General features: G+C 47.8%; 13 protein-coding genes. All 13 read left to right on the top strand.

The features are described 5' to 3' along the window. The first annotated feature begins 38 nt into the window (after positions 1-38). The 13 genes from ctaD to BBD42_RS02780 all read left to right on the top strand — a co-directional run bounded on the left by ctaD (position 39) and on the right by BBD42_RS02780 (position 12,039). Positions 39-1,880, top strand: coding sequence for a cytochrome c oxidase subunit I (ctaD, locus tag BBD42_RS02840; protein ID WP_099521416.1), 1,842 nt, complete (start codon positions 39-41; stop codon positions 1,878-1,880). Beyond that, complete coding sequence (locus BBD42_RS02835) at positions 1,877-2,494, top strand: cytochrome (ubi)quinol oxidase subunit III (protein WP_099516909.1); 618 nt, start codon at positions 1,877-1,879, stop codon at positions 2,492-2,494. The genes ctaD and BBD42_RS02835 overlap by 4 nt, the downstream gene beginning before the upstream one ends. A gap of 4 nt (positions 2,495-2,498) precedes the next feature. Next, positions 2,499-2,822 (top strand): cytochrome C oxidase subunit IV family protein, encoded by a 324-nt coding sequence (locus BBD42_RS02830; RefSeq protein WP_099516908.1) that lies wholly within the window; start codon positions 2,499-2,501, stop codon positions 2,820-2,822. An 80-nt stretch (positions 2,823-2,902) separates the two neighbouring features. Continuing rightward, on the top strand, positions 2,903-3,799 hold the full coding sequence (gene ctaG, locus BBD42_RS02825) for a cytochrome c oxidase assembly factor CtaG (RefSeq protein WP_099516907.1): 897 nt from the start codon (positions 2,903-2,905) through the stop codon (positions 3,797-3,799). A 45-nt stretch (positions 3,800-3,844) separates the two neighbouring features. Then, positions 3,845-4,309 carry a DUF420 domain-containing protein gene (locus BBD42_RS02820; protein WP_099516906.1) on the top strand — a complete coding sequence of 155 codons (465 nt, stop codon included), beginning with the start codon at positions 3,845-3,847 and terminating at the stop codon, positions 4,307-4,309. Between the two features lie 64 nt (positions 4,310-4,373). Next, positions 4,374-6,011: a GAF domain-containing sensor histidine kinase gene (locus BBD42_RS02815; protein ID WP_099516905.1), complete on the top strand. Its 1,638-nt coding sequence runs from the start codon at positions 4,374-4,376 to the stop codon at positions 6,009-6,011. Between the two features lie 3 nt (positions 6,012-6,014). Continuing rightward, positions 6,015-6,734 (top strand): response regulator, encoded by a 720-nt coding sequence (locus BBD42_RS02810; protein ID WP_099521415.1) that lies wholly within the window; start codon positions 6,015-6,017, stop codon positions 6,732-6,734. A gap of 155 nt (positions 6,735-6,889) precedes the next feature. Continuing rightward, complete coding sequence (locus BBD42_RS02805; RefSeq protein ID WP_099516904.1) at positions 6,890-7,516, top strand: FMN-dependent NADH-azoreductase; 627 nt, start codon at positions 6,890-6,892, stop codon at positions 7,514-7,516. Positions 7,517-7,724: 208 nt separating this feature from the next. Next, positions 7,725-8,438 (top strand): hypothetical protein, encoded by a 714-nt coding sequence (locus tag BBD42_RS02800; RefSeq protein WP_150131499.1) that lies wholly within the window; start codon positions 7,725-7,727, stop codon positions 8,436-8,438. Between the two features lie 45 nt (positions 8,439-8,483). Beyond that, positions 8,484-8,879: a GntR family transcriptional regulator gene (locus BBD42_RS02795; protein WP_099516902.1), complete on the top strand. Its 396-nt coding sequence runs from the start codon at positions 8,484-8,486 to the stop codon at positions 8,877-8,879. Positions 8,880-8,893: 14 nt separating this feature from the next. Beyond that, positions 8,894-9,805, top strand: a complete 912-nt coding sequence (locus BBD42_RS02790) for an ABC transporter ATP-binding protein (RefSeq protein ID WP_099516901.1) — start codon at positions 8,894-8,896, stop codon at positions 9,803-9,805. Between the two features lie 19 nt (positions 9,806-9,824). Beyond that, a complete protein-coding gene (locus BBD42_RS02785; RefSeq protein WP_099516900.1) occupies positions 9,825-10,727 on the top strand; it encodes an ABC transporter ATP-binding protein in 903 nt (300 codons plus the stop codon). Beyond that, positions 10,720-12,039 carry an ABC transporter permease gene (locus BBD42_RS02780; RefSeq protein WP_099516899.1) on the top strand — a complete coding sequence of 440 codons (1,320 nt, stop codon included), beginning with the start codon at positions 10,720-10,722 and terminating at the stop codon, positions 12,037-12,039. The genes BBD42_RS02785 and BBD42_RS02780 overlap by 8 nt, the downstream gene beginning before the upstream one ends. The last annotated feature ends 59 nt before the right edge of the window (positions 12,040-12,098 follow it).

Here is a 12,098-nt window from a genome sequence, read left to right as displayed (position 1 = left end):
TGGCTCAAGGACACGCGGTTAAGCGTTACTCTGGTCTGATGGACTGGTTAACAACGGTTGACCACAAAAAAATCGGTATTTTATATTTGATCGCCGGCGGTTTTTTCTTTCTGGTCGGTGGTTTGGAAGCACTTCTTATTCGGATTCAGCTTTGGAAGCCGCTAAATGATTTCGTTAGTGCGGATACATACAATGAGCTGATTACTATGCACGGTACGACAATGATCTTCTTGGCTGCGATGCCGATGCTATTTGCTTTAATGAACGCGGTCGTGCCGCTGCAAATCGGCGCACGCGACGTTGCTTTTCCTTTTGTAAATGCACTTGGCTTCTGGACGTTTTTCTTCGGAGCCGTATTATTGAATGTCAGCTGGTTTACAAGCACAGGCGCGCCAGCTGCCGGCTGGACGGCTTACGCACCACTTTCGGGGCCGGCGTTCAGTACTGGCCATGGGATGGATTATTATGTCCTAGGTCTCCAGATAGCGGGTATTGGTACGCTTATTGGGGGGATTAACTTCCTGGTAACGATCATTAATATGCGCGCACCTGGCATGACCTTCATGCGGATGCCGATGTTTACATGGGCTTCGTTCATTACGTCGGCGCTTATCTTGTTCGCTTTCCCTGCACTTGCTGTAGGTTTGGCTGCACTGATGTTCGACAGGGTATTCGATGCCAACTTCTTCGACCCTAACAATGGCGGTAACGCTGTACTATGGGAGCATATTTTCTGGATTTTCGGACACCCTGAAGTGTATATTCTCATCCTGCCTGCCTTTGGTGTTATTTCCGAGGTAATCAGTACATTCTCGCGTAAACGCCTTTTCGGTTACAGCTCGATGGTATTCGCGACAATTCTGATCGGCTTTTTGGGCTTCATGGTATGGGCGCATCACATGTTTACGACGGGTCTGGGGCCTGTAGCTAACGCATTGTTCTCAATAGCAACGATGCTGATTGCAGTGCCAACAGGTATTAAAATCTTCAACTGGATCTTTACAATGTGGGGCGGCTCGATCAAGTTTACGAGCGCTAACTTGTATGCCGTTGGTTTTATTCCGACCTTCGTAATGGGCGGCGTTACAGGCGTTATGCTTGCAGCTGCGCCAGCGGATTTCCAGTATCACGATACGTATTTCGTAGTTGCGCATTTCCACTACGTTATCGTCGGCGGTCTGATTTTAGGTATTTTCTCCGGTCTTCACTACTGGTGGCCTAAAATGTTCGGTCGCGTGTTGAATGAAACGCTTGGAAAATGGACGTTCTGGATGTTCTACATCGGTTTCCATTTGACATTCTTTATTCAGCATTTCCTCGGTTTGCTTGGTATGCCTCGTCGTATTTGGACGTACCTCGACGGCCTTGGATTTAATGAAATGAACTTGATCAGTACAATTGGTGCAATCATGATGGGTATTGGTACAATTATGTTCTTCCTGAACGTAGTTATCACTAATGCAAAACCACAAAATGCAGCAGATGATCCTTGGGAGGATGGCCGTACGCTGGAATGGACCATTCCATCGCCGCCTCCAGAATATAACTTTAAGCAAACTCCGCTTGTTCGCGGCTACGATGCTTATTGGAAAGAGAAAATGGATGGACACAAAGGCATGACGCCTGCTGAGCCAATTGGCTCAATCCATATGCCATCTCCTTCTATTCTGCCGTTCACAATGTCGCTTGGCTTGTTCATTACAGGCTTTGGCCTGATGTATTCGAGGGATTGGACGTTTATTACAGAACATATTGGTTTCTATGTTGCCGGTCTGGGCCTGTTGATTACGTTCGGAAGCATGTTCCTTCGCTCGGTATATGATGATCATGGTTTCCACATTGAGCCGGAAGAGTTGGAAGACAAGGGGGTTAAGGCATGAGTACACATTCACATGCAGAGGGGCATCTTCCTCATGAGCCCGAGAAAGCCACTCTTGAGGGCCGCAATAAAGTATTAGGTTTCTGGCTATTTCTTGGCGGTGAAACGGTTTTGTTCGGAACGCTGTTCTCGGCGTTCCTTGCCCTTCGCCACCAAGTGCTTGACGGACCACAGCCGAACGAGCTGTTCAAGCTTTCGCTCGTTGCAGCTGCAACTGCAATTTTGCTTACATCAAGCTTGACTAGCGTATTTGCTATCCAAGCGCTGCATAATCATAATGTAAAAGCTTTAATCAACTGGTTGATCGTAACCGTTGTGCTTGGACTTGGATTCCTGGGACTCGAAATTTATGAGTTTTACCACTATGTGCATGAAGGACATGGCTTTACGACAAGTGCGTTCAGTTCTTCCTTCTATACGTTAGTCGGATTCCACGGCGCCCACGTTGCGTTCGGTATTTTCTGGATTTCCAGCATTATCGGACAGTTGATGAAAAAAGGCCTTACAGTTGTTACAGCTCCTAAAGTGTATGTTGCAGGAATGTACTGGCACTTTATCGACGTAGTTTGGGTATTTATCTTCACCGTCGTTTATTTGATGGGAAAGGTGGTCTAGCCAAATGGCAAGCAATCACTCGACAGCTGAAGAACAGCAGCGTCCAGTTCGCCACAACTCAGAGGGACCAAAGAAGCACATTATTGCGTTCATTTTCTCCATATTGCTGACACTCGTAGCATTTGCTGCGGTAGCGGCTGGCGAAATCAATAAAAGCTTCATCTACATCATTATTATGGGTTGCGCTTTGCTCCAAGTGTTCGTACAAATGGCATTCTGGATGCATATGAAAGACCGCGGTCACGTTTTTGCTACGGTCGGCATTCTTATGGGTGTATTTATTGCTTTTACAGCCTTCATTATGGCTGAATATTGGGTTTGGTGGTAAAACGGATTTGCAATTGCACAGAGGAGGGGTCCCGGGCGGGTTCCCTCCTCTTTTGCAGAAAATAAAGGGAGGTTGCAGCCATGCTTGGCCTGGAATATTTCAGTTTTGAAGAGTTGTGGACCCCATGGTATATGTTCGGTACAATTGCTGTAATCATTTTGTATTTTTATTTGAACGGACCATGGCGGGAGAAGCACGCACCGCTTGAGGCGTCTGCAACAGGCAAGCAGCGGTTTATGTTTGTTGTTTCGGCTATTCTCTATTATTTGTGCAATGGCGGGCCGCTTAATTTCCTGGGACATTTAATGTTTACCTTCCATATGTTCAATATGTCGATTTCTTATCTCATTGTGCCGCCGATGCTTATATTATCGATACCCGCATTTATGTGGCGCAAGCTGTTTGCTTCGAAAAAATGGCGTTCACTCAACTTTCTAATGAATCCTATTTTATCGCTGCTGCTGTTTAATCTCTTATTTTCTTTTTACCATGTACCAGTCATACATGACTTTGTCATGACCCACTATACGATTCACCGTATCTATTATTTTGTTATGCTAATTGCTGCGATCATGATGTGGTGGCAGATTGCATGTCCTGTGCCGGAATGGAATCGCCTGACGGATTTGAAGAAGATGGCGTATGTTTTCGCGAATGGCATTTTGCTGACTCCCGCGTGCGCCTTAATTATATTTGCAAGCACTCCCTTATATGCGATTTACAATGATCCCAACGTATGGGTGCTGGCGATGGGCTACTGTGTATCAGGTGATCCATCGAGGCTGCTTACGATGTTTGACGGTCCTCAATTTTTCAATTTAATGGAAGTGGTAGAGGACCAGCAGCTAGGCGGCATTGTCATGAAGCTATTGCAAGAGTTGATGTACGGGATTATACTGGCGTATATATTCAAGCAATGGTACAAGCGTGAGCGTAAAGAAGACGATTTGCCGAATACCAATACAGGTACGGCGTAATAGACATGAGGATTTACTACTTTACCGATATAGGTGGGATCGACATTGGATTGGTATTTTATTCTCCCTACAATAAGCACATCATTTATCGTTATTAGCGCGATTCTGGTTGCGATTGGTTGGGCACTGATTATTAAGCGTAAAGTTGAGGCGCATAAGAAAGTGATGATCGCAGCTGCAATTGCAGCCATCATCTTCTTTATTATTTACTCCTCACGAACAATAGTTGTCGGCAATACGACATGGGGCGGACCTGACAGCATGCATCTCTATTATGTTGTCTTTCTGATTTTCCATATTACGCTTGCGACGGTAGCAGCGGTATTCGGCATTACGACACTCGTGCTAGGCTTCAAGAGCAAATATGCCAAGCATCGCAAATGGGGCCGCGTGACGTCGATTATCTGGTTTTTCACAGCGATTACGGGCGTTATCGTTTATGTCCTGCTGTATTTATTATATCCAGGCGGCCATACGAAGCCGATGATTGATGCTATATTTGGTCTATAAAGTTCATATGACAAGGAAGCCGCGAAGCTGATTCGCGGCTTTGCTGTATTAAGGGGGATTTGCCTTGTCCAGAGAGATTCGCGCAGATGAGCTGGCGGCGCTCAAGGAAATTGCGGAGATGCTCAATTCGATGAATGATATGAAGGTTATGCTAAATGCGGTGCTGGTGAAGCTTCTTGAGGTGACCAGCTTTACGACGGGCTGGATCTTCTTGCTTGATGAGCATTCAGACAGCATATGTGCGGCCGCGCAAAATCTCCCCTCAACCCTTGCAGCCAACGATAATGCAGCGATGTGCGGAGAAGGCTGCTGGTGCACCGAAAGCTACCGCCAAAACAAGCTGAATCGTGCGGTCAACATTATTGAATGCTCACGAATTGTATATGCAGCGGAATACAATGCTGGCGATAGAGGCGGCTTGACGCATCATGCGACGGTGCCGCTGAAGGCAGGCGCGGAGAGCTTTGGATTGCTGAATGCTGCGCAGGCGGGCAAAGAATTTTTTTCAAATGAGGAGCTTGCCCTGCTGCAGGCGGTTGCCTACCAGATAGGCACAGCGATTAAGCGTATTCGCCTATATCAGGCACAGGAGCGAAATGCGCTGCTCTATGCGAAGCTTGGCGATGTCATTACGCGTATCCATGCGGTGCAGGACATTAGCCAGCTGCCCTTGAAAGCGGTTGAACATATTAGCGCTGCTTTCGACTGGCCGCAAATTGCTTTATTCGTCTATGAGCAGGATAATCTCTCGCTGCGTGCCTATTATGACGGGGAGCAGACGAGGGAAGGCTGGCAGCAGCTCAATTGTGGAAACGGGGGAGTTGTGGCCGACGCTTTTCACCATAATCGTCTCATCGTTGTTGCAGACAGCAAGGAGGAAGCGGTCGTCCCGCTAACAGCGAAAGGTCTAAAGGCATTCACATCGGCCGCAGCGATTCCGCTGCGAAGGGGCAGCTGCCCCTTCGGTGTTTTGTTCATTAGCAGTAACGATAGTGGGCAATTCGATCATTATCATGAAGAATTTATGTATGCCCTCGGTGAGCATTTGACGCTCAGCATAGATAATTTGAGAGTAAATGAGCAGCGCCGGGAGCTAGCCCGTATGGAGGAACGAATCCGAATGGCACGGGATTTGCATGATTCGGTGATGCAAAAAATATTTTCGCTGTCTTTTATCGCCAAAGGGGCAGAAAAGATTCTCGGCGGGAAAGAGCCGATCGTGGAACGCTCGCTTCAGGAAATGGCCAGCTTGTCGCAGGAAACACTCAGGGAGATGCGGACGCTTATTTGGCAGCTGCATCCCGCTGGTCTTGAGAATGGCCTGCTGCCTGCGCTTAAGCAGTATGGCGAAAGAATGGACCTTGTCGTACATGCAGAGGCGGAAGGGTTGAAGGAGCTGCCCCGTGCGCTTGAAGAAGGGTTATGGCGGATTGGCCAAGAAGGGCTTAACAACATTCGGAAGCATTCAGGTGCAGAAGCTGCCTATATTCGGCTTGTGAAATCAGAGCGTGAAGTAACGCTGGAAATCGAGGATCATGGCCGGGGCTTTACCCCAAAACAACTGCAGGGACAGACGATGGGGATGCTGTCTATGCGCGAAAGAGCAGAGGCGCTTGGAGGTGAGTTTATCATTCATAGCGAGATGGGGCAGCGAACCGTCATTCGGGCGAGCATACCGCTCGCTGCAGAGGAGGGAGGGTGAATGATGAAAATTAAGCTTTTACTCGTTGACGATCATCAAATTGTTTTGAAGGGCATTGCCTTCTTTCTGAATTTGCAGCCGGATTTTGAAATTGTCGGCGAGGCAGCCAACGGGAAGGAAGCAGTGGAGAAAGCGGCCGAGCTCCAGCCGGATATGATCTTGATGGACTTGCAAATGCCTGTCATGGATGGCATAGAGGCAAGCCGAATCATTGCCGAGCAGCACCCGGCGATTAAAGTGCTGGTGCTGACCAGCTTCTCCGACCGCGGCCATATTGTTCCTGCTCTTCAGACGGGGGCGATTGGGTATATGCTGAAGGATGTCGCACCGGATCAGCTGGCGGAGGCGATACGCAGCGCTTATAAAGGCAATATTCAGCTGCATCCTGATATTTCCGGCGTGCTCATCGGGGGTGGGACACCAGCTGGACGGTTTGAAAGAACAGAGGATCGTTTATTGCATCCACCGCTCCCATTACAGTCGGAACCTGATTCAACGCGCGTTAAGTCAGATCAATTAGCCTTTACATCGCTAACGCCTCGTGAAATAGAGGTGCTTAGGCAGCTGATGAAAGGGAAAAGCAATAAAGAAATTGCCCGGGCATTAGTCGTTGCCGAAAAAACAGTCAAAACCCATGTCAGCAGCATTCTTAGCAAGCTGGATGTAACCGATCGAACACAAGCCGCGCTGCGCGGCATTCATTATTTGGGCCCAGAGTCGTAAGACTAGACCTAAGCCCTCTGAGACTCAATACGGGCGACTTTCATGCTATTGGCCGATGATTTGTAAGAACAAGGCTTGTAAAATAAAGCTTATTACAAATACACAATTGAGAAGCTGCCTGCATTTAGCGCTTTTTTACGGAGGGAATAATTATTATGAGTACTGTACTTTTTGTAAAAGCAAATGATCGTGGTTTGGACCAAGCAGTGAGCGTGAAGCTCTACCAAGCTTTCCTGGATACTTACAAAGAGACACATCCAAATGATAACGTTACGGAACTGGATTTGTTCCAAGAAGAGCTTCCGTATTTGAATGCCGATATGATTAACGGTAAATTTAAAGCGGCGCGCGGTTATGAGCTGACACCTGAGGAGCAGGCGGCAGTTAATGTTTCCAGCAAATATATTGATCAATTTCTTGCTGCGGACAAGGTCGTTTTCGGTTTTCCACTATGGAACCTGACGATTCCAGCTGTGCTGCATACGTATATTGACTACATTTACGAAGCAGGCAAAACGTTCAAATATACCGAGCAAGGTCCGGTTGGACTGATTCCTGATAAAAAAGTTGCTCTGCTGAATGCAAGAGGCGGGGTGTACTCCGAAGGTCCAGCAGCGGCAGCTGAAATGTCCTTGAATTATATCCGCAATATTATGCAATTTTTCGGCGTGACGAATTTCGAAATCGTTGTTGCAGAAGGCCATAACCAAAAGCCGAATGAAGCAGAAGCGATTGTTGCCTATGCGATTGAAGAAGCCAAAGCAGCAGCAGCGCGCTTCTAAAACAGCAGCACATCCTATATAAGATATAAAGCCTTGGTCTGAGCCTCTAAGCTCGTGTCCAAGGCTTTTTTTGATTTGCCGCTGAACAAACATGGCTAGGCAGTGCCCTTTTTCGAAAAAAGGCTGGGACGTATTGACAACCAAATGAGGTGTGATTATACTGTGTATAAAGATATATACAGTATATAGAGTGACAGGAGGAAAACTTGTGAGCATGTGGCAAGGGGCATGGCATATTTTAATCTACGAATTGCGGAAGACGCGCTGGGGTTTTCTAGGTTCGCTTTTACTAGCTTTATATATGGCAATTGTGCTGGGATTTTTGTACCGATTTAATGAAATGGATGTTTCGGCAGGGGAATATTGGGCGATCGATTTTGTTTTTCTCACGACGCTGCCTTGTCTCGGCTTTGTGCTAAGCCGCTCTAGTATGAGCTGCTGGCGCAATGATACCTATAGTGAAAAGCTTGCAGAATGGCGTACGATGCCTATTACGGTGCCGCAGATCATATGGGGCAGAATGCTGCAAATAGCGGTTATGCTGTTCCCGCTGCAAATTATTTTCTTCCTGATTCAATATTTTTTGGTGGATGGCTTAAGAGAGGCCATTTCTCCAGGCGCTTATCTTTTATATGGACTATTCTGGTTTTTATATTCGCTTGGCATGGCTGCTACGTATGCCATCTGGGAATATGGCTTCACAGGAAAGACGTACATGATCGTTTGCGTGTTGTATTGCATCATGTATATGCTTATCAGCACTCTGCTCAGCTTTAATGGCTTTTCTATCGTCAACAGTGTGCTGACAGGATTTGAAAATGGGGAGTGGTGGTATTTGTTAGTTGGGCTGCTTGTCAGTATGACCGGAATAGCCATCAGCTATGTGTGTCTTAAGCATCGGTTGGAAACACGGAGCTTCTAAATAAGCAATGGAGTAAAAAAGTAAAGAAGTAAAGAAGGTGAAGCCGTGTGGCTGCCGATTCAAATAAATGAGCAAAGCGCCGAGCCGCTTTATTATCAAATAGAAGTACAGCTGAGAGCATTAATTGTCAGCGGGCAATTAGCCGAAGGGATGCTGCTCCCCTCCATTAGGGAGCTGGCGCAGTCGCTGAAATGCAGCGTCATTACGGTGCGCCGGGTTTATCAGGATCTGGAGTCGGAAGGGCTGCTGCGAACGAGGCAGGGGACGGGAACCTACGTTGCGGCCGTTGAGCAGGATGATCGAGATCGTTACCGCTTGGTGGCAGTCGTGGAAGCATTCGAGATTGCAATCACAGCAGGACAGCGGGTTAAATGCTCACGCGAGGAGCTGGAACAGATTTTTCGCGAACAGCTGGAGAAGCGTTTTAAAGATAACGTTTAGGGGGAGGCGGCGTCATGAGCAACGATATTGCGATTCGTATACAGGAAGTAGAGCTGCGGCGTGAACGGTTTCAGCTTGGCCCTCTTTCATTGGAAGTACCGAAGGGCTGCGTTACTGCAATTGTCGGCCCGAATGGTTCAGGCAAAAGCTCGACCTTTCGGATGCTGTTGAATCTAATTAAGCCGGATAAAGGCGAGCTGAGCTTGCTCGGCCATTCAATCGCAGACCAGAAGGATACCGGATGGAAAAATAAAATCGGTTATGTGCCAGAGCTGTTCGGCAGCCATGAGAATAAGCTGAGAGCTTCGGACAAGACGGATTTTGTGCGAAAATGGTACCCGAATTGGGATATAAACCTTTATCGTGAAATTTTGCGGATGTTCGAGGTCGATGATAGCATTAAGCTCGGCAAAATGTCCAAAGGGACGCGGCGCAAGTATGAATTCGCGCTTGTGCTCGCCCATCATCCCGAGCTGCTGCTGCTCGACGAGCCTTCCTCGGGCTTCGATCCGCTAGCCTGGCGCAGCATGATGAGCTTTTTGCACAACTATATGAATGATGGCCAGCGAACGATTCTCATGGCATCCCACATTGTGGATGAAGTGAAACGGCTTGCAGATTATATTGTCTTTATGGCACAGGGCCGAATACTAGGCATGTATGAGAAGGATGAGCTGCTCAGCAGCTGGCATATGTTTTATGTGAGTGGCAGCGAGCTTGTAGGCAAGGATGTGAAGAGCATCCCCGGAAAATGTATGGTGGAAGATGCAGGGGGCGGCAATCTGCGAATCGTTACCCGGCAGGCAATGGAAACCGAGCGCTGGTGCGAGCGGGAACATATCGCGATTATGGGACGGAAGGCGCTTGATCTGGATGATATTTTGGCGGTATTGATTGAACAGGACAGACAGCATATTAGAGCTTGATATCAAGGAGGAGACTACAATGAAGCCACTAAAAATTGAACAAATCTATAAGCAGTATGGCGATAAAACAGCGGTAAATGGCATTAGCCTTGAAGTAGGAGAAGGTGAAATTTACGGCCTGCTAGGTGCGAACGGAGCGGGCAAAACGACGACGATGCGAATGGTGCTGGGACTTATTTTTCCTGATGGGGGCCAAATTTTATACAACGGCAAGCCTTACAGCCATAATCAGCTGCAAATGCTCGGTTATTTGCCGGAGGAGCGGGGGATGTATCCGCGTGTTCGCGTAAGCGACCAACTGCTGTATTTGGCGAAGCTGCGGGGGATGTCGAAGCGGGATGCCGATCAAAGCTTGAAGTATTGGCTGGAAAAATTCGGCGTGCCGGAATATTACAACAAGAAGCTGGAGGAGCTGTCGAAGGGCAACCAGCAAAAAATCCAGTTCATTGCTTCGGTCATTCATAAGCCGAAAATCGTTATTTTGGATGAAGCCTTTAGCGGGCTTGACCCGGTGAACGTGGAGCTGCTTAAGGCAGCGGTGAAGGAGCTGCGTGAAGAAGGCACGACGATGCTGTTCTCGACACACCGCATGGAGCATGTGGAAGAGCTGTGCCGCAATATTACGATCATGCACCGCTCGAACGCGGTACTGCAGGGCAACCTTAAGGAGCTTAAGGGCCAATATCCTCGCGAGCGCGTCATGCTGGGCACCGAGCGCACCGTAAAGGGGCTTGAGACGCTGGAAGGCGTAACGAATGTGCAGCGCAATGAATCGGGTTACGAGCTCCGAATTGAGAACGAAGCGGCGGGCGGGCTTATTTTACGTCATGCGATGGAGCAAACAGAAGTTAGGCGGTTTGAAATTATGGAGCCAACCTTAAACGAAATCTTTATAAAATTGGTGGGTGAAAAGCATGAGTAATTTTTGGACAGTAGTCAGCTTTACCGTTCGCAATAAGTTTCGGACAAAATCCTTTTTGGTTATGACGTTGATTTTCGCAATTATTATTACAATTGGTGCCAATCTGCCTTATCTCATCTCCCAGTTTAACAATGACGGAGTAAAAACCACCTCCATCGGTTATATCCAGGCGGAAGCGGGCAGTGGGGCAGAGGGTACTAAGCTTGCGGAGCAGCTCAAAGTCTATTATTCGCAGCAGGAGCAGCCAAATGTTGAGCTGGTTGATTTTGCGGATACAGGCAACGATGCAGGCAATGAGCAAGCACTTAAGCAGGGCATTATCGATCAGAAAATTAAAGGGTATTTGACCTTTGGCGACGTTCAGGCAAACGGTCTTCCAGCTGTAACTTATAAATCCGAGAAGCTGCTGGATGAATCTACAACCCGTTCCCTGCAAGGAGCGCTGCAAAACATACGCACCGAAATGATTTTCAAGGAAGCGGGACTGAGCGAGGAACAAAAGGTACAGCTGTTCGCGCCTGTTACGATTGATACCATGCAAATTGCTGCTGAAGCGGGAGCAGGTTCCAATGCAGAGGGGCTGTCCCCAGAGCAGCAAGCGGTCAATATGGGACTCGTATCGATTATTGTCATTATGCTGTTCTTTGTTATTATGGTGACCGGGCAGCTGATTGCGACAGAAATTACGTCGGAAAAAGGCTCGCGGGTTATGGAAATTCTCATTACCAGTGTATCGCCGCTGATGCAAATGTTCGGAAAGGTGTTCGGGATGTTCCTCGTCGGCTTGTTCCAGCTGGTGCTGTATGGAGCCGTTATGATCATCAATTTATCGATGCCGCAAAATAAAGATGCGTTTACGAATTTGAATATTCATTTTGACCAAATTGATCCGTCGCTGATTGTGTATGCGGTCATCTACTACTTGGCAGGCTATTTCCTGTACGCGATGCTGTATGCGGCAATTGGCTCCATTGTGAGCCGGACCGAGGATTTGGCACAGGCAGTCATGCCGATTACGATTTTATCGCTGGCAGGCTTCTACATTAGCACATTCAGCATTTCGAATCCGGACACGATGCTCGTGAAAGTCGCTTCCTATGTGCCGTTTTTCTCGCCATTCGTCATGATGCTGCGAATTGGGCTGACGAACCCGCCAGTGTGGCAGGTGCTGCTGTCCTTAGGCATTTTGTTCGTATCGATCTACATCTTCGGCTGGCTGGGAGCGAAAATTTATCGCACCGGCGTCCTGATGTACGGCAAGCGCCCGACATTTAAAGAGCTGCGCAAGGCGATGCGGGCTTATAAGGTTTAATCGATTGTTTATAAGATTGTAGACTTTATCTAAAAATGACGTTAGGCCAGCCCCTTCGT

The organism is Paenibacillus sp. BIHB 4019, from assembly GCF_002741035.1.
Lineage (GTDB): Bacteria > Bacillota > Bacilli > Paenibacillales > Paenibacillaceae > Pristimantibacillus.
This window is presented reverse-complemented; position numbering and strand designations above follow the sequence as displayed.